The sequence below is a fragment of the Comamonas jiangduensis genome, assembly GCF_030162955.1.
GTDB lineage: Bacteria > Pseudomonadota > Gammaproteobacteria > Burkholderiales > Burkholderiaceae_C > Comamonas > Comamonas jiangduensis.
The window spans coordinates 1-17,818 of record NZ_JARXOV010000021.1; the positions used below are offsets into that span (position 1 = coordinate 1).

General features: G+C 54.9%; 16 protein-coding genes. All 16 read right to left on the reverse strand.

The window, feature by feature from the left end:
• A partial coding sequence (locus QEP12_RS14825; RefSeq protein ID WP_284214727.1) for a retention module-containing protein occupies nucleotides 1-1,376 on the reverse strand: 1,376 nt, incomplete at its 3' end.
• A 229-nt stretch (nucleotides 1,377-1,605) separates the two neighbouring features.
• Entirely contained in the window at nucleotides 1,606-2,232 is a 627-nt protein-coding gene (locus tag QEP12_RS14830; RefSeq protein WP_284214728.1) for a response regulator transcription factor, read from the reverse strand.
• A gap of 27 nt (nucleotides 2,233-2,259) precedes the next feature.
• Nucleotides 2,260-3,645 carry an HlyD family type I secretion periplasmic adaptor subunit gene (locus tag QEP12_RS14835; protein WP_284214729.1) on the reverse strand — a complete coding sequence of 462 codons (1,386 nt, stop codon included), beginning with the start codon at nucleotides 3,643-3,645 and terminating at the stop codon, nucleotides 2,260-2,262.
• Nucleotides 3,642-5,834, reverse strand: coding sequence for a type I secretion system permease/ATPase (locus tag QEP12_RS14840; protein ID WP_174862943.1), 2,193 nt, complete (start codon nucleotides 5,832-5,834; stop codon nucleotides 3,642-3,644). The genes QEP12_RS14835 and QEP12_RS14840 overlap by 4 nt, the downstream gene beginning before the upstream one ends.
• A gap of 18 nt (nucleotides 5,835-5,852) precedes the next feature.
• Nucleotides 5,853-6,089, reverse strand: coding sequence for a hypothetical protein (locus QEP12_RS14845; RefSeq protein WP_219163693.1), 237 nt, complete (start codon nucleotides 6,087-6,089; stop codon nucleotides 5,853-5,855).
• Nucleotides 6,090-6,141: 52 nt separating this feature from the next.
• A complete protein-coding gene (locus QEP12_RS14850) occupies nucleotides 6,142-7,635 on the reverse strand; it encodes a TolC family outer membrane protein (RefSeq protein ID WP_284214731.1) in 1,494 nt (497 codons plus the stop codon).
• 407 nt (nucleotides 7,636-8,042) lie between these two features.
• Nucleotides 8,043-8,978 carry a class I SAM-dependent methyltransferase gene (locus QEP12_RS14855; protein ID WP_431308097.1) on the reverse strand — a complete coding sequence of 312 codons (936 nt, stop codon included), beginning with the start codon at nucleotides 8,976-8,978 and terminating at the stop codon, nucleotides 8,043-8,045.
• Nucleotides 8,978-9,598, reverse strand: a complete 621-nt coding sequence (locus QEP12_RS14860; protein WP_174862940.1) for a DUF1415 domain-containing protein — start codon at nucleotides 9,596-9,598, stop codon at nucleotides 8,978-8,980. Before QEP12_RS14860 ends, QEP12_RS14855 begins: the two co-directional genes overlap by 1 nt.
• A 123-nt stretch (nucleotides 9,599-9,721) precedes the next feature.
• Nucleotides 9,722-10,909: a deoxyguanosinetriphosphate triphosphohydrolase gene (locus QEP12_RS14865; protein WP_174862939.1), complete on the reverse strand. Its 1,188-nt coding sequence runs from the start codon at nucleotides 10,907-10,909 to the stop codon at nucleotides 9,722-9,724.
• A gap of 66 nt (nucleotides 10,910-10,975) precedes the next feature.
• Nucleotides 10,976-12,103 (reverse strand): 3-dehydroquinate synthase, encoded by a 1,128-nt coding sequence (gene aroB, locus QEP12_RS14870; RefSeq protein ID WP_431308098.1) that lies wholly within the window; start codon nucleotides 12,101-12,103, stop codon nucleotides 10,976-10,978.
• Between the two features lie 95 nt (nucleotides 12,104-12,198).
• On the reverse strand, nucleotides 12,199-12,750 hold the full coding sequence (locus QEP12_RS14875) for a shikimate kinase (RefSeq protein WP_284214733.1): 552 nt from the start codon (nucleotides 12,748-12,750) through the stop codon (nucleotides 12,199-12,201).
• A gap of 73 nt (nucleotides 12,751-12,823) precedes the next feature.
• Entirely contained in the window at nucleotides 12,824-14,893 is a 2,070-nt protein-coding gene (locus QEP12_RS14880; RefSeq protein WP_431308099.1) for a type IV pilus secretin PilQ, read from the reverse strand.
• The gene (locus QEP12_RS14885) at nucleotides 14,893-15,435 is read right to left on the reverse strand and encodes a pilus assembly protein PilP (protein WP_423108551.1); all 543 of its coding nucleotides are present in this window, start codon (nucleotides 15,433-15,435) and stop codon (nucleotides 14,893-14,895) included. The genes QEP12_RS14880 and QEP12_RS14885 overlap by 1 nt, the downstream gene beginning before the upstream one ends.
• A complete protein-coding gene (locus tag QEP12_RS14890) occupies nucleotides 15,435-16,130 on the reverse strand; it encodes a type IV pilus inner membrane component PilO (protein ID WP_174864250.1) in 696 nt (231 codons plus the stop codon). Before QEP12_RS14890 ends, QEP12_RS14885 begins: the two co-directional genes overlap by 1 nt.
• A complete protein-coding gene (locus QEP12_RS14895; RefSeq protein WP_219163685.1) occupies nucleotides 16,127-16,714 on the reverse strand; it encodes a PilN domain-containing protein in 588 nt (195 codons plus the stop codon). Before QEP12_RS14895 ends, QEP12_RS14890 begins: the two co-directional genes overlap by 4 nt.
• Nucleotides 16,711-17,790 (reverse strand): pilus assembly protein PilM, encoded by a 1,080-nt coding sequence (locus tag QEP12_RS14900; protein ID WP_219163684.1) that lies wholly within the window; start codon nucleotides 17,788-17,790, stop codon nucleotides 16,711-16,713. The genes QEP12_RS14895 and QEP12_RS14900 overlap by 4 nt, the downstream gene beginning before the upstream one ends.
• Between the last annotated feature and the right edge of the window lie 28 nt (nucleotides 17,791-17,818).

Genomic DNA, 17,818 nt, shown 5'->3' on the forward strand with positions numbered 1-17,818 from the left:
CCGGTCGTTTCTGTATCCGCAATGTTGTTCAGGCCCGATTCGTAGACCTTGCCTGCATCGTCTCCGCTGCCTGCATTCGACGTCACTGTCGCTGTGTCTGCCTGACCAAGGATGCTGAAGTTCACATCGCTGCCACGCACGTCACCGTCTTTGTCGGTCAGCGTGTAGGCCATGCTGACTGTGATGGTCTCCCCTGCTTTCAGCGCCTGGGTCGCCGCTTTGCTGTTATCCAGCTCAAAGCGCCACGTACCGTTGGGGTTTTGTGTCAACGTGCCGTAGTCCTGCAGATTCACAGCGTTTTGACCCAGCTTGGCTGTCACAACGCCCCAGGCCGTCGCCCCCACTGCCGCCGCCCCATCCGCTCCATAGCTGTTGCTGTTGCCCACAGCGCCGGGCTCAACGCTGCCCGACAACTGCGTTTGCGCACCGTCTTCGCTCAACGAGCCTGCGTTGATGCTGCTAGCCACGGGCACGTCGTCCACGATGGTGATCGTGATGGCTCCGCTGCCCGTGCTGCCACCTGCACCGCCCACCGTCACTGCAATCGTATCTGTCAGGGTGTTGTTGTCCTGCCCGTTGGCATGGGTCTGGGCTGCATTGAGCGTGTATTCGTAGCTGAGGGTGCCGCTTTGGTTATTCGGCCCAGCCACGTAGCCCGTGATCTTGAGCGTCCCCTCGCCTGTGTTGATGCCCCCCAGCTGCGTCACGTCACCTTGCAGCTGTGCCAGCGTGAAGCTCGTGCCACCAATGTTGATGGCCGCAACGCCGTCTGTCGCAGTCACCGTCACAGAGCCTGTGGTCACTTCCCGCACGTCATCGACAGAAGTCAGCCCGGCTTCATTCACCGACTGCGCGTCAGATGCCACGCCTGCCTGACCTGGAGTAGCCGGCTGCTCCACAGCGATGACACCACCAGAAATGAAGTTGTCCGTCGTGGGAGTCGTCGGGCTCGGATATTGCAGGGCAAGTGGCGATGTGTTCTCGATCACACTGGACAGGCGCACAAACGTGCTGCCACCACCTTCACCACCAGCCAGCGTCGCAGCGGTTGGGTCCAGTTCAGCCAACGGATCCTGCCCTTGATTCAACGCAGTGATCAGTGCGTTGACATCTGCATTCGCTGGCGCTGCGATAGCTGCTGCTGCGGGGTCAGGTGTTACAAACAATTCGTCAGCCAGTTTCAGCTGCTGATCCTCGGCAACTTGCAGCACGCCTTCCTCATTGCCTTGCAGGGCAAGTTGCGTACCGGCAGCCGTAATGATTTCCGCATCCACCGGAATGCGCATTCCTACACGCAAGGGTTCCAGGTTGCCGTCAGCGTTACGAATCCAAGCTTGGCCTTCCAGCTTAGTGACCAATGCAGAAGTATTTGCCATGACATTTCTCCAAAATATAGATACCGCTGACGCGAATGCGCCACCTTTGGAGAAATACTAAGAAACAACAGCAATGAAAGCTATTGGCTGCACAGCCAATACGGAACGCACAATTGATTGAAGGTATCTATCAAAGGTGGATTTATCTAGGCCCGCTCTGGATCAGCGCCACAAAAAAGGCAACGGCTTGTGAACAAACCGTTGCCTTTGGGTGGACTACGCCGTGGTGTTACGCGTGAATGCCATGCACCTTGAGCGCCAACTTGAGGCGGTCATCCACATGCAGTTTTTCAAACACGGCGGACAGATGTGCTCGCACTGTTCGCTCGGTGATGGACAGCTTCTGAGCAATTTCTGCATTGCTGTCGCCGACGGCCGCAAGGCGTGCGACTTCCTGCTCCCGAGCAGATAAAGGTTGTGCCCAGTCGCTGGCCGTACTGGCGGGCAGACGCTGGTCGATATCCAGCAACATTTTCTGTAGCAGACTGCGCCCCATCCATATGGCTCCAGACTCAATGCTCTGCACAACCAGCGCCAGAGATTCCGCTGATAAATGGGTGTGGCTATAGCCACTGGCTCCGCAACCCAGCACCTGCTGGCCTTCCTGGTCACTCATGTGCGAACTCAGCACCAGCACAGACAGGCCATCGAAATACCGGGACCACTGGTCTGCAGCAGACTGCTGTTTCAGCAGAGCCATGTCAACAATTGCAAAGCGATGTCCTGCTAGCTTCCAGTCCTGCAGCGCCTGCAAACTGTCTGCATGCTGCAGCGCACGCCCTTGCTGGGTAAGAATTTGCCAGCTAGCACTCAGAAATTCATCCTTGGTTGCTATCAAAATTGGTTGTACTTGCATGATGTCCTCACTGCTTGGATAGCAAGCTCAACGTTCGGTAAAGGCATTCGCCTTGGCTCGCAAAATGGGCTTAAGCAGGTACTGCATCAGGGTGCGCTGCCCCGTCAGGATATGAACTTCCGCCTGCATGCCCGGAATGATCGGCCGCGAGTCGTCGCCCACATGGGCACGATCGGTTCGCACCTTCACGATATAAAAAGAGTTGCCTTTCTCGTCGGTGATCGTGTTGGCAGCAATTTGCTCCACCTTGCCTGCCAGCCCCCCGTAAATTGCGAAGTCATATGCGGTGAACTTGACTTCTGCCTTCTGACCAAAATGCAGAAAACCGATATCTTTCGGATTAATCTGCACTTCCAACAGCAAGGTGTCATCCATCGGAACAATATCCAGAATGTCCTTGCCAGGCTGCACCACCCCACCAACGGTGTTGGCCATCAAGTTGTTGACCGTGCCCCGCACCGGAGAGCGCACTTCCGCCAGCTTGACACGATCCTGCAGCGCCAACTGCCCTTGCTCCAAAGACGAAAGCTTGCCCCGGGTCTCCGAGAGTTCTACTCGGGCGAGGTTGCGTGCGTTTAGCTCTGACTCTTGCACCTTGCGCTCAGCCTCCTGGATCGCGGCCTGGATGCGGCCAATCTGCGCACCTGCCGCCTTGGCCTCACCACAAAAACGTGCGACATCACGCTGCAAGCGCAGCAAATCCACTTCCGACACGGCGCCGCTACTCAGCAAAGGCTTGGTCACCCGCAACTCTTCAGAAGTCAAGCTGCAGCTGGATGCGGCCTGATCACGGTTGGCCATGGTCTCGCGCAACTCCTGCTGACGCTGATTGAATTGGTCTCGTGCAATGCTGACAGCAGTCTGCAATTCTTGGTTTTTGTTTTCCCACACCCGCCGCTCCATCTCGACCACATTCGGGGCCTGCTTGAGCACATCGTCAGGGACCTTGAAAGGCTCTCCAGTTGCCAGCGCCTCCAGGCGTGCGGCCTTGGCTTTCAGCGCAAGAGTCTCCGCCTTGTTTTCCCCCAGAGAAGCTGTCGAGCGCGTAGGATCCAACCGCAGCAAGACCTGACCGGCGTCCACCTTTTGTCCGGGCCGCACCAGAATTTCCTCTACGACACCACCATCCAGGCTTTGCACCACCTGCACTTGCCGCGATGGCACCACCTTGCCCTGACCACGCACCACTTCGTCGATAGAGCCCAGGCTGGCCCAGATAAGCAGAACAAGCACGCAAAGCAGGGAGCTCCACAGCAAGATGCGCGACCCCTTGGCCTGCTGCTGGCTGGCGGCCCACTGCGCATCAGCCGCCAGATCAGACGCCGCCAATGTGTCTTTTTTGGCATCGCCTTCCACCAGCCAGTTCTCCCAGCGTTGCTTCCAGCTGTTGGACTTACTCTCAGGCTGCTTCATGTACGCCCCCCTGCACGTGCAATCCGACCCGATTTGAGCGCTTGGATCACCTGCTCCTTGGCACCATCAGCCACGATTTTTCCGCAATCAATCACGATCAGACGATCGACCAGTTCCAGCAATGCGGTTCTGTGCGTGACCAAAATGATCGTCTTATCTGCGCTAGCTCGCTGCAAACGTTGTTTCAGCAAGGCTTCGCTTTGGTTATCCAAATTGCTGCTGGGCTCATCCAGCAACAGGATCGGTGGATCCTGGATCAAGGCCCGAGCCACGGCGATTGACTGGCGCTGTCCGCCGGACAGGGATTCGCCACGTTCGCCAATCGCCATGTCGTAGCCTTTCGGATGCTCAGCCGCAAATTCGTCCACGCCGGCGATCTGTGCGGCATGCAGCATGTCGCCTTCAGAGGCATAAGGAGCACCCACCAACAGGTTGTGCTTGAGGCTGCCGTAAAAGAGCATCGGATCCTGAGGCACATGCCCGATGGCACGCCGCAAATCAATCGGATCCATTTGGCGCACATCCACGCCATCGACCAGAATCACGCCCTCTGTGGGCTGGTACAGCCCCAAAATGAGCTTTTCCAGAGTGGTTTTTCCAGAGCCTATGCGGCCAATCACCCCCACTTTTTCACCAGGGCGAACCTGAAAGCTCACGCCTGTCAGTGCAGGCTGCGCCTGCCCGGGGTAGGTAAAACTGACCTGTCGAAACTCCACCCCACCCTTGATGATAGGACGCGCCACAAACTCTTTATCGGCACCATGCTCCACAGGCATCTTCATGTAATTGTCGATAGAAGCCAGCGAAGTGCGCGCATTGTGGTACTGCATCATCAAGCCTGCGACCTGCCCCAGTGGAGAAATGCAGCGCCCGGCAATCATCGAGGCGGCAATGATCCCCCCCATCGACAACTGGGCCCCTTGCACCAGATATACGCCGATGACCACGACCGCCACCGTTACCAGTTGCTGCATCACCTGTACGAAATTCACATTCGCAGAGGAAATCAGCTTGATCTTGCCCCCGATCAGGGCGATGTACTGCGATGCACTCTCCCACAACCGCTGCACGCCGCCTTGGGCATTCAAGGTCTTGACGGCATCCAGATTGGTCAGTGCTTCCACCAGCAGCGCATTGCGTTGTGAAGTGGCCTGGAACGTCTTGACCGTCAAGCTTTCCAAGCTGGATTGCGCAAAGAATGACACCAGCAAAACCAACCCAATAGCTACAACTGGGGGCAGCACCATCCAGGGTGAAATCCAGGCCAATGCCACCAAGAACAGCAGCACAAACGGCAGGTCGACCAAGGTGGTGAGACTGGCTGAGGCGATGAAGTCACGCACGGATTCAAACGACCGCAAGTTGGCTGCAAAAGAGCCCACCGATGCGGGGCGACTTTCCATGCGCAAATCCAGAACACGCTCCATGATTTGCGCTGAAAGCTGCACGTCGATGCGCTTGCTCGCGGTATCAACCACATAGGCTCGGGCCGTTGCAAGCACAAAGTTGAAGAACAGGATCAGGCCCACACCGATGGCCAGCACCCACAGGGTCTCCACCGCATTGTTTGGAACCACGCGGTCATACACATTCATGCTGAACAAGGGAATTGCCAGCGCAAACAGATTGATGAGTACCGCCGCCAACAGCGCATCCCGATACAGGCGCTTGTTGTCCAGCACCGCGGACCAGAACCAGTGCCCTTGCTTTCCTTCCACCCCTTGCGATGCCCGCTTTTCAAAGCGGAACTGAGGCCGAACAAAGCAAAGATAGCCGGTGTAGATCGCCTGCAGTTCTTCAGCCGTCATCTCGACCGGGCTGCTGACCTCAGGGAACTGCAGCAGGAACGAGCCATCTTCGCGTTCTTCCAGCAGGATGGCGGCGCGGCGGTCGTGCAACAACACAATCGCTGGCAGCAATCCGGTCGGTATGCCCTGCAACGCTCGCCGCAGAATGCGAGAGCTGAACTTGGCGCGGGCGGCTGCACGCTCCAGCAGAGATGGCGTGAGGCGGTTGTTTTCCAATGGCAAGCCATTGCTCAATGCCTGTGCGGTGTAGGGCGTGCCATGAATGCGGGTGACTTCCACCAGGCAATCCAGCAAAGGATCGTCTTGGGTGCTGTGCGGAGGGAGCCTGTCTGCGGCATGTACCGCAGCAGGTGCCGACAGGGTCTCTTGGGAGGTATCCATAGGAGGGTATCTGTCGTGTTAAATCAAACCGTCGTCATCGGGCAGCAAATCCAGCGAATTGCGTAAACGCTCACGCACCTGCTTGCGTCGATTGAGTTTTTCCAGCGCCTGAGGCGGCAGATCGGTCAATCGCAGCGTGCCATTGCTCAGCAACGCATCAATCAAATCCTCCAGCACCCGGATGAAATCATCATCCAGTGCTGAGAAGTCTTGCTGGCCTTTACGCGGCCCATCGTTTGCATTTTTTGTTGCCATAGTGCCCTCCCTCGCTTGGGCGCTGTATGCCCCCTGCAGTGGGGGGACGTCATCAGTTGGCTGGGCGCGGCGCGGTCGAACCGGTCTGCTGCAGTGCCACAGGGGTCAAATTGCTGGTGTCAGGCAGCACATCGGAGCAAGCCATCACAGGATCGTCCGGCAAGACCAAGTTTTGCTGCTCATCTGGCTGCTTGTCGTTGTAGGGCTGTGCCAAGCCCAAGGTCTGCAGCACCTGGCTGGACAGCGTCAACCAGTAGTACTCGGCCTTCTTCAGGTCGTACTCCGCGTTCAGCAGCGCACGGCGGGCATCGAACAGCTCATTCTCGGTGTCCAGCAAGTCCAGCAGCGAACGCTGACCAATGCTGAATTGCTGCTGGTAAGCCACGCGCACTTTGGAGGTCGACAACTCATGCTCGCGCAGGAAAGGCAACTGCTGGCGCAAACGCTGGATGTTGTTCCAGGCAATCGACAGCTCTTGCTGCACATTGCGGCAGGTGTAGTCACGCACATCCCGGGCGGCATAGTTTTGCGCAGCAGTCTGGCGCAGGCGTGCGGAGTCGGCGCCACCGCGGTACAGGGGATATGTCAGCATCAGCTGCACGCGGGAGCTTTGCACGTCGCGGTACAGGGCACCGGGCTGCTCGCGATCACGGCCGGTGGAAGCCCGCAGATCTACGGTAGGGGCGAACGCAGCTTTGGCGACCTTTTCACCAGCCTCAGCCGCCTGAACCAAGGCCTGCTTGGACAGGATGGTCGGATTGGCGCGCAAGGCATCCTCAAAGCTCTTGGTCTGGCCGACCACCGGCAACCCGGTTACCGCAGCGGGTACGGGCTCCATCTGTGCTGGTGGGTAATCGCCGACCAGACGGCGGTAGCGCTGGGTGACGTCATTGAGGTTGTTGCTCTCGGTCATGAGATTGGTTTGTGCCAGCGACAGGCGTCCGCTGGCCTGTTCCATATCTACACCACGCCCAACGCCCGACTGCTGTCGCTCACGCAATTGGTTGAGTGTCGTCTGGTGCATGGAAAAGTTCTCCTGCGCCAGGGTCTGCATGTTGCGATAACGCTGCACATCGAGGTAAGCCGCCACAGCCTCATTGGCCAAGGCATTGGTGGTGGAGCGCAGGTCGTAATACTTTGACAGCTTCTCGAAGCCGAACTGGCGAATGCGGTTGGTGGTAGCTCCTGCATCAAAAATCAGCTGGCGCAACTCAAGGTTCCAGCCGGGACGATTCCAGTCGTAGGAAGACACATTTTCAATGTTGCTGCGCCATTCCTTGCCCACCCAGCCCGAAGCGGTTACCTGCGGACGCCAGCCAGCACGTGCAATGTTCTGATCTTCCAGCGAAGACACAAAGTCGTGGTACCGGGCCATGATCTCGGGGTGGGATGTGATGGCACGATCCACGATCTGGTTGAGTTGTGGCTGCGCCACAGGTGAAGCTTGTGCCACCGTTGCAGGAGCAGCCTGCTGGGCCCAGGCACCCACGGCCAGGGAGGTTAAGCCCAAGGAGGCTATCAGGCGAGGAAGTTGACGCATTTTCATAAGAGTGCTCTCTAGTGAGTTGCAACGGCCCCGCCTGATTGAAAAAACCAATCAGAAAAAGGCTTAGATTTAAATTTACATAAACTGTAATTTACTTACGAAAAAAAATACATCCATCTCCAAGCCGCTTATCTAGGTTACATCCTTTCTCTTGGGCTGATGTAGGAAAAACCCTGCGCAAACAAAAAAACTATCACTACATCGGATTGATAGCAAAAACCCCAGGAAAAACATTGACTTTGTGGTTGAGAAATTTTTATCGATTTCATTTTTGATAGCAAAAAGCGCTTTAATTTAAAGAGATTCAACAATCTTTCATGTTGAAAACCTTTAAATTAAAGCGCTTCTTGCTATTTTTTTAGGAATTAAATAAATTCCTAATACGCTAGGCGACTGTATGTAAAAAACTACACTTCGACCGGCGCTGCGTTTCTGGGCAACTCCACTTTGAAGCGCTGCTGCGCCAGGGATTCCAGCCCGAACTCAGTCAGGAGCTGTTGCAGGCGCTCGGCTGCGCTGCGCTTCTTGTGGCCGGTGTAGCGCGCCACGATCAGCTCGTTCTTCATGCTGTGTTCCCAGCCCACCAGTTCGGTCACGGTCACCTGGTAGCCGCTGGCCTCCAGGTACAGGCAGCGCAGCACGTTGGTGATCTGGCTGCCCATTTCCCGCGTGTGGATGGGGTGGCGCCACAGCTCGGCCAAAGGGGTGCGCGACAGGCTCATGGCCTTGGTCTGGCGCAGGCAGGCGGCAACTTCTGCCTGGCAGCAGGGCACCAGCACCATGGCCTTGGCCTTCTTTTCCAGCCCAAACGCAATCGCGTCGTCGGTGGCGGTGTCGCAGGCATGCAGCGCTGTGATCACGTCAAAGCGCTCGGGCATGGCGTCGGCACGCGTGGATTCGGCCACCGACATGTTCAGGAAATGCATGCGCTCGAAGCCCAGCTCGGCCGCCAGCTTCTGCGAGGCCTCAACCAAGGGCGCGCGGGTTTCAATACCGTAGATATGGCCCTGCGCCTGGGCCTTGAAGTACAGGTCATACAGGATGAAGCCCAGGTAGGACTTGCCAGCGCCATGGTCGGCCAGTGTGAGGGGCTGGCCGCCCTGCCCCAGCTCCTGCAGGATGGGTTCGATGAATTGGTACAGGTGGTAGACCTGCTTGAGCTTGCGGCGCGAGTCCTGATTGAGCTTGCCGTCGCGCGTCAGGATGTGCAGCGCCTTGAGCAGTTCAATACTTTGTCCGGGCTTCAAATCCAGCTGCGCTGCAATATCTTGCGCCGCTGGTTTGGCTGCTTTGCCCACGCCTGCAGATCCCGTTCCTTGGGCCATTTTGTGGTTCTTCGCCATTACTTCTTCTCTTGCGCTGCAGCGCCAACATCCCGTGCAGCTATGGGGCAGCGTGCGCCCACATCCAGATCCAGCCAGCCTTCGATACCCATCTCTTGCAGCACCTGCATATTGCGCTCGTAGATCATCTCGGCTTCAGGGAAGGCTTCTACAGCCTTGTCGATGCTGTCTTCCCGGATCAGGTGCAATGTGGGGTAAGGCGCGCGATTGGTGCAGTTGGTCACATCGTCCACATCAGTGCCTTCAAACTGGAACATGGGGTGAAACGATGCCACCTGCAAAATACCGCCCAAATCCAGCTCTTCGACCAAATCATCCGCCAGCTCGGTGAAGTCATTAAAGTCCAGAAAATCTTGTAACGCATGGGGCAAGATGAGCAAGGTGGTGTCTCGCTTCTCGGGCGAAATTTCAGCCAGCGCCTCCAGCTCGCGGTGCAGATCTATGGCCACGCCTTCAGCGTCGGTTGCCTGGCTCACCACGTAGTGGATTTGGCCTTTGACATGCACGCTTTTGGCAAAGGGGCACAGGTTCAAGCCAATCACGGCCTTTTCCAGCCAACGCACCGTATCAGCGATCACGATGTCTTCAGGGTAGGAAAGTTCGGTGGTGGTATCGGTCATGTGTCGCCCTTAAAAACAAATGGGGGCACCATGCCCCCTCTTGTGTTATGGCCCGAATTCTAGCCATCCCATGGCTTGGCTGCAGGCCACGGTGTGATTGGCGCTTGCGCCAGCGCAAGTTCTCTAATTCATCGCTGCAGGCAACAGTTGCTGCCCGGTGATTCGCGCATGCTCTTTGGCTGCGTAGCGGTCTGTCATGCCAGCCACAAAATCTGCGACCGCACGTGCTCGTGCAGCGAGGCTTGCGGCCTGTTGTGCGCGCCAGGCGAACCGGGGTTTCATCATGGAAGGCTGCGCCATGTATGCATCAAACAGCTCGCGCACCATTTGGCGCGCGGCATCCATGGTGTGCATCACCTGCTCATGGCGGTACAGATGATGAAATAGAAAATGCTTGAGCGCTTGGGACTGCGTCTGCATCGCATCGCTAAAACGCACCAGCCGCTGCCCGCATGCACGCACATCATCCTCATGCTGCACACCAGCCTGGGCAATGTGCAGACGCGTGGTGTGAATCACGTCATACACCTGTGCGCTCAGCATGCGGCGAATGGTTTCGTAGAGCAGGCGGCGCTGGGCATGGGGCTGTGCCAGTTGGGGGTATTCAGCCAGCGTCTGCGTATAAAAGTGGGCAAACAAGGGCACCGATTGCAGTTGCTCCAAGCTGATGAGGCCTGAGCGCACACCATCGTCCACATCGTGGGCGTTGTAGGCGATGGCATCGGCCAAATTCGCCAGTTGCCCTTCCAGAGAAGTTTGCTGTCCTGTCAAAAAGCGTGCAGCTACGCCGTGGGGCTCTTGCGCCTCCAGCTTGAGGGCATTGGCACGCGAGCAGTGCTTCAAGATGCCTTCGCGCGTTTCAAAGGTCAGGTTCAGGCCGTCGTATTGCGGGTAGCGCTCTTCCAAGTAATCCACCACCCGCAGACTTTGCAGGTTGTGCTCAAACCCACCAAAGTCTTGCATGCAGGCATTGAGTTCGTCTTGGCCAGCGTGTCCGAAAGGGGTGTGCCCCAGGTCGTGGGCCAGGCAAATGGCTTCCACCAAGTCTTCGTTCAAACCCAAGGGCCGCGCGATGGAACGACCCAGCTGCGCAACCTCCAGCGAGTGGGTCAGGCGCGTGCGGAACAAGTCACCCTCATGGTTCACAAACACCTGGGTTTTGTACACCAAGCGCCGAAAGGCGCTGGAGTGCACGATGCGATCGCGATCACGTTGGTGCTCTGTGCGCGTGGGGGCAGCGCTGTCTGCATACCTGCGCCCCCGTGTGGCTTGCGGCAGACTGGCCCAAGGAGACAACAACGATGCAACCATCCACCCTCCGAATTTCAAGCCAAATCATGCGCTAACGCTTACTGGACGAGCGCTAGCAGCTATCAACTATGCAGTCTGAATACCCACCCCTTGGGCACAGCAGGTATCAATCACTTGCCGCACCAGATGGTCTGGAACGGAACGCATGATGGCCTTGCCAGGGCCATCAATCAACACAAAGCGAATCTCACCAGCTTCTGCCTTTTTGTCCACACGCATGTGCTGCAGGTACGCGCCTGCGTTGTCTTTGGCATCCAACACGGCGCCGCGGGTAGGCAAGCCGGCGCGTTCAATCAAGCGGGTCAAGCGCACCACAAAATGCGCGTCCACCAAGCCCAGTTGGAGCGATAAATGGGCAGCCATCACCATGCCTGCCCCCACACCCTCGCCATGCAGCCAGTTGCCATATCCCATGCCTGCTTCTATGGCATGACCAAAGGTGTGACCAAAATTCAAAATAGCCCGCAACCCCGCTTCTTTTTCATCCTGCCCCACCACCCAGGCTTTGATTTCTACGCTGCGTTGAACGGCATGCAGCAGTGCTTGGCGATCGCGTTGGCGCAGCGCATCCATATGCGTCTCCAGCCACTCAAAGAACGCCATGTCCGCAATCGGTCCATATTTGATGATTTCTGCCAGCCCTGCAGACACCTCCCGATCGGGCAAAGTATCCAGCGAGGCCAAGTCACACACCACCAACTGCGGCTGGTAGAACGCACCAATCATGTTCTTGCCCAGCGGGTGGTTGATGGCAGTTTTACCGCCGACGCTGGAATCCACCTGCGAGAGCAGCGTCGTAGGTACTTGCACAAACGGCACACCGCGCATATAGCTCGCAGCCGCAAAGCCCGTCATATCACCGATCACACCGCCACCCAGTGCGAACAACACCGTCTTACGATCGCAACCATTGGCCAGCAAGCCATCAAAAATCACATTCAAGGTTTGCCAGTCTTTGTGTGCCTCTCCATCAGGCAGCACCACCGTATGCACCTTGGCATATTTCGGCGCCAAAGCAGCCTGCAGTCGCTCTGCATACAAAGGCTGTACGGTGTCATTGGTCACAATCACTGCTTGCGCAGCAGGTGGACAGTGCGCAAAAGTGGCTGGCGCCTCGATCAGATCGCTGGCAATCACGATGGGGTAGGAGCGGTCTCCCAAATCAATACGAACGGTCTGGCTCTGAGGGATCACGGCAAGCTTCTTTGTCAACAAACCAGGCACTATGCGGCCTGGTGAATGGGGGGGTTCACTGCTTAAAACACTAAGCGCTGCGTCTGTTTATACCTTCAATCCACCACTTCTTCGCTGCAGCCGGGGCTGCTCAGCAATCCTGCCAACTCTGCTTGCATACAAATTTTGCGGCTCACTTGCGCGGTATTTTGCCGCGCTGCATCCACCACATAATGCGCGGTTTCCAAGTACAGCGGGCCACGCACCTGCAATAAATCACGCAAGCGCTTGAGTGGATCTTCCCCCTGCATCAAAGGCCGCGAGGTATCCGTGCGCAGCCGCCGCGCAATATCTTCGGGTAGCGACTGCAAATAAAACACCGTGCTCAATGCACGCAGCGCCACGCGGTTTTCTGGCCGCAAGACAGCCCCGCCCCCGGTCGAAATCACCGATGCTGTCTTTTCTTGCAAAAGCTCAACCAAAACCTTCGCTTCGACCTCTCGAAACGCGGCCTCGCCTTGGGCAGCAAAAAAATCTTTGATGCTGCAGCCTAGGCGTTGCTCAATCACATGGTCGGTATCAACAAACCGCAGTTTCCACAACCGCGCAAGCTGGCGACCTATGGTGGATTTGCCTGAGCCTGGCAAACCGATGAGAGAGATATGCACGAAATTTTCCTGATTCACAGATGCACAAAGACCGCCAGCGGCGGTCTTTGATTGTTACCGATAGCCACAGGCTTCAGTTACGAGCAATCGCATCGGTCACCATACGGGGGGTAATAAATACCAGCATTTCGCGCTTGGTCGACTCGCGCGTGCGGCTCTTGAACAGATTACCTACTCCTGGGATATCCCCCAACACCGGCACCTTGTTGACTTGGTTGGTTTCTTCCATTTCAAAGATACCGCCAATTACCACCGTGCCGCCGTTCTCTACCAGCACCTGGGTCTTGATGTGCTTGGTATCAATCGCAACACCCTGCAAGGTGGTTTCACCACGGGAGTCCTTGTTCAAGTCCAAGTCCATGATGATGTTGCCTTCGGGGGTGATCTGCGGCACCACTTCAAGTTTCAGTACCGCCTTCTTGAAAGCCACGGTGGTTGCGCCATTGGGGGCTGTCTGGGTGTAAGGGTACTCCGTACCTTGCTCAATCACGGCTTGTGTCTGATCCGCCGTCAGCAAGCGCGGGCTGGAGATCACCTTACCAACGCCTTCTGCTTCCATGGCTGACAGTTCCAAGGATAAGAAGCGGGTGAGCCCCGAGTTAAAAATACTCAAGGCCAACGTTCCCGCAGTGCCACCGGTCGACAACCCGGCAGGCAAGTTCACAAACGGCGAGTTGGTCGTAGTTCCAAAACTGTCGTAACCACTCCCTATGCTGCCACGACCTGCCCTGTCATAACCACCGCCAAACTTCACCCCCAGCGATCGACCAAACGTATCTCGCGCCTCGACAATCCGCGCTTCAATCAGCACTTGCCGCACTGGCACATCCAGCTTCTTCAACAAATTGGCGATTTCTTCCAGCTTGCTGGACGTATCGGTCACAAACAACTGGTTGGTACGTGGCTCGGCAATCGCTGAACCACGCGTTGACAAGAATCTCGTGCTGGCCTCGCTGTTGCCACTGTTGTCCGCAATTTGCTTTTTCAACTCTTCCGCCTTGGCGTAATTGATCTGGAAACCTTGGGTACGTAAAGGTTCCAGCTGCTCAATATTGCGTGCGGCTTCAAAGTCTCGTTTGGTACGCTCATCGATCTCATCTTTGGGGGCGATCCACAGCACGTTGCCGTTTTTCTTCATCCCCAAGCCTTTGGCCTCCATGATGATGTTCAACGCTTGGTCCCAAGGCACATCTTTCAAGCGCAAGGTCAAAGAGCCACCTACCGTATCGGAAGTGACGATATTGAAATTCGTGAAATCCGCAATCACTTGCAGCAGCGAGCGCACTTCAATATTTTGAAAATTCAACGACAGCCGCTCCCCAGTAAAACCAGGGCCTTTCGTCAGCTTCGTAGGGTCCGTCTTTTTAGGGCGCACTTCCAGCACAAACTGGCTATCACTCTGGTAAGCGCTATGCTCCCACTCACCGGTAGCTTCTACCTGCAGACGCACCCGGTCAGCCTGCTGGCTTGCCGTGATACTTTGTACTGGCGTTGCAAAGTCCACGACATCCAACCTGCGGCGCAAGCCTTCCGGCAAACTCGTCTTCAAGAGATCAATCGTGAGGCCTTTGCCCTCGGTACGGACATCGGCACTCACCATGGACGACCCCAGGTTGACGATCAATCGCCCCGCCCCATCTGCTCCTCGTCGAAAATCCACGTCTTTCAGCGCAGCCCCCCCCTCCTGAGGTGCTGATGGTGCCAATGCCCGCCGACTGGTCGAGCTAGCTGGCTGTATCGCAGACGCTTGCTGCACCGGATCCAGAAACACCAAAACTGTGTTTCCACTGACTTTCGTGCGGTAGGTGGTGGCAGCTTTCAGGTTCAACACAAGACGTGTTCGTCCAGAGGCCTCAACGACATTGGCGGTATTCAAATTTCCCTGTTGAATATCCACCAATGAATGTCCCATCGCATTGCTTGTGTCAGGAAAATCTAGTGCGATCCGTGCTGGAGACTGAATAGAAAAACCAGTTACGGGCTGTGCCAACGGCTCGGAAAGCTCAATGCGCACCACCTCCCCACCGCCTTGCATGGAGCCAGTTACAGACTGCACACTGGCAGCCCAAGCATGCGCCGTCGCTAAAGCAGTCATAGAGACAACGAACCAGCGGAAAGGTACCAAACTTTTCTTGTGTTGCATTATTTGCTTCCCTCTTGCAGATCAAGCGTTGTCATTCTCTCCACCCAATCACCCGTGGCATCTTGAACGATTTCTCTCAGCTTGATACTGTGCTCCCCGATTTGCAAAATACGACCGTAGTTTTGCCCGAGATAATTACCCGTCTTCACCTGATAAATCAGCTGATTCACGCGCAATAAAGCAGTGTCTTGCCCATCTTTACGCATACTACCAACCATCGACATGCTATCTAACGGATAGCTTTCCAACTCTTCTTTGCGACGATTTTTCTCTGCCAGCAAAAGCGCCATATTAGACGTATTTTGGGCAGATTCTCTGCTTAAAACTTGCGTGAGTTTGAGCATATTAAAGGGATCCATCCCCTGAGATGCCGTATAAGCCTGTGGCGTAAAAACAGAGGGTTCTTTCAGTGGTTGAACCCTTGGCTTGGTCACGGCCTTTTGCGATGCGATCCACTCTCGTAAATCACCATGTTCCTCACCCCAGCACCCCGTTAAAAAAAACAATGCTGCACACTGAGAGATCATGAGTTTTATATACATCATTTCCCTCCAGATCCTTTACCGTTGTTCTTCTGAGCCTGCGTTTTACGCTGCGCGCTCACCTCCTCTGCATCTAGATACCTGTAGGTTCTAGCTGTTGCATCCAGCATCAATACGCCATCCGCTCCTTTAGGAGCTATAGAAATATTGTTTAGTGTCACAATACGCGGCAAGTGTGCAATATCCGAGGCAAACAATCCCATATCATGAAAGCCTCCTGAAATTTTTACCGAAATCGGCAATTCTGCATAATAGTCATTAATTGCTTCTGAACCAGGCTTGAATAATTCAAACTGCAAGCTACGCCCTAAGCCTGCTTGGTTGATATCAGATAGCAGCGCAGCCATTTCTGATTTGCTTGGTAATTGTTTCTCTAACTGAAGCACATACTGCTGCACTTGCTCTCTCTGTCTTTTCAAACCATCTAAGCTGACTGCCTTCAACAGTTTTTTTTCATAATCTGCTCGCAGACTCACTTCAGAAGAACGTGCCGCTTCCAGATCTTGCTCATAGCTGCTCAAATAAAGATACCAAGCTATTCCAATAGTAAAAACTGCAATACCAACACAGAGAAAAAATTTTGGCAGGAATGGCCATAGCGAAGGATCTTTAGGATCCAAATTCTGAAACTGCGTTTTTAGCTCTTGAAAATGCAATTTAATATCAACAGAGCTTTTCCGAGATGATTTAATCATGGATTACCACCTCCATTGGCATCTGCTGGAAGAATCAAAGAAAATGTCAAATTAAAATTTACCACCTTGCGTTGATCCTTCGGTGACAATGCCACGCTCCCTGCGACAATTTCCTTAAGATTGGGCTTGGCAAACCAAGGCGTTCCTCCCGACAGGTTACGCAACACCTCTGAAACGCGCTCATTGGACTGCGCAACCCCTTTCATTTCGACCATTAATCCTGTTTGCTTTAAAGAGGTGATATAAACCCCTTCTGGGAGCTGGCGCACCAACTCCATCAATAAATGCACAGGTAAATTTCGATTTGCTTGCAAATCCTCCACGGCCTTTTGTCGCTCTCTTAAGGCAGTGATTTCCCCTTCAAGACCTTCAATTTCTTTGATCTGCTGATTGAGGACTGCAATTTCTGACTGTAGAAATGCATTTCGGTCTTGCTGCTCTTGAATGCGGATCTGGAACCACCAATAGATCAGCCCAACCACCAAAAGCCCTGCAATCACCGACATAAACATCGTGATCTGAAACGCTTCTTTGCGCCGTTTGCGCGCAGCTTCACGATGAGGCAGGAGGTTAATCAAAATCATGACAAGAACCTCCGCATGGCCAAACCACATGCTGTGAGGTACATCGGTGCATCATTTTTCAATTTGCTTTGATGCACAGTGGCTGCAAACGACATCTTTTCAAAAGGATTCAGCAAATGAACGGGCAGTTTTATCTGCTCTTGCACCGCTTGCACCAACCCTTGCACCCCTGCACTTCCTCCAAACATCGCAATGTGCTGAACACTGTGGTAAGGAGTGCTCGTGAAGAAAAACTGCAGCGCACGCATGATGTCTTGCGCCATCCCAGATACAAACGGATGCAGCACCGCCTCTGCATAATCAGTTGGTAGCTCTCCCGACCTCTTTTTGAGTTCTGCCTCCTCAAGACTTATCCCATATTGACGTGCAATCAGCTGTGTCAGTTGCGCGCCTCCCAAGCCTTGCTCGCTGTCATGCAAGACCTCGTCGTTGCGCACAATCTGCAAACTGAAGTTTCGCGCACCCACTTTGATGAGGGCAATCAAATCCCCCTCGCCTGCATTCGGCAGTTGCGCAATCCAGCGACCAGCAGCTAGACGTGATGCGTATGACTCCACGTCCACCACAACAGGCTTTAATCCAACCAAGACAGCCAAATTGTTAACTTCTTCGACCTTCTCTTTGCGCGTGGCGGCCAAGATGACATCAACGTCCGAAGGATTTTTGAGGTTGGGGCCAATGACGCAGAAATCCAAGCTCACTTCATCCAAAGGAAAGGGAATGTATTGACTGGCCTCTGACTCCACCTGCACTTCGAGCTCTTGCTCACTCAAAGCACCAGGAAGAATGATTTTTTTTGTAATAACTGATGAATGCGACAAGGCTAGCGCAACGTGTTTTGCACGTGTCCCACTTTTTCTCAACAGTCGCTTCAGTGCATCCGCAACCTCATCAAATTTTTCGATATTGCCGTCGACCACCCAATCACTATCCAAAGCCTCTGAAGCACAGCGCTCCAAGATCCAAGCGCCTTGACCATCTTGATTGAGTTCGACCAGCTTGATTGCTGATGAGCTGATATCCAGACCAATAAGCGGATCAGGTTTCCGCTTAAAAAGGGATCCCATAGAGATCACAGGCCCCTCCCTTCCCGTTTCATTTTGA

What these genes read in the sequence shown, in the direction of transcription:
- QEP12_RS14830 (WP_284214728.1), bottom strand. Translation starts at nt 2,232, where the DNA reads ATGCAAGTACAACCAATTTTGATAGCAACCAAGGATGAATTTCTGAGT.
- QEP12_RS14835 (WP_284214729.1), bottom strand. Translation starts at nt 3,645, where the DNA reads ATGAAGCAGCCTGAGAGTAAGTCCAACAGCTGGAAGCAACGCTGGGAG.
- QEP12_RS14840 (WP_174862943.1), bottom strand. Translation starts at nt 5,834, where the DNA reads ATGGATACCTCCCAAGAGACCCTGTCGGCACCTGCTGCGGTACATGCC.
- QEP12_RS14845 (WP_219163693.1), bottom strand. Translation starts at nt 6,089, where the DNA reads ATGGCAACAAAAAATGCAAACGATGGGCCGCGTAAAGGCCAGCAAGAC.
- QEP12_RS14850 (WP_284214731.1), bottom strand. Translation starts at nt 7,635, where the DNA reads ATGAAAATGCGTCAACTTCCTCGCCTGATAGCCTCCTTGGGCTTAACC.
- QEP12_RS14855 (WP_431308097.1), bottom strand. Translation starts at nt 8,978, where the DNA reads ATGGCGAAGAACCACAAAATGGCCCAAGGAACGGGATCTGCAGGCGTG.
- QEP12_RS14860 (WP_174862940.1), bottom strand. Translation starts at nt 9,598, where the DNA reads ATGACCGATACCACCACCGAACTTTCCTACCCTGAAGACATCGTGATC.
- QEP12_RS14865 (WP_174862939.1), bottom strand. Translation starts at nt 10,909, where the DNA reads ATGGTTGCATCGTTGTTGTCTCCTTGGGCCAGTCTGCCGCAAGCCACA.
- QEP12_RS14880 (WP_431308099.1), bottom strand. Translation starts at nt 14,893, where the DNA reads ATGCAACACAAGAAAAGTTTGGTACCTTTCCGCTGGTTCGTTGTCTCT.
- QEP12_RS14885 (WP_423108551.1), bottom strand. Translation starts at nt 15,435, where the DNA reads ATGTATATAAAACTCATGATCTCTCAGTGTGCAGCATTGTTTTTTTTA.
- QEP12_RS14890 (WP_174864250.1), bottom strand. Translation starts at nt 16,130, where the DNA reads ATGATTAAATCATCTCGGAAAAGCTCTGTTGATATTAAATTGCATTTT.
- QEP12_RS14895 (WP_219163685.1), bottom strand. Translation starts at nt 16,714, where the DNA reads ATGATTTTGATTAACCTCCTGCCTCATCGTGAAGCTGCGCGCAAACGG.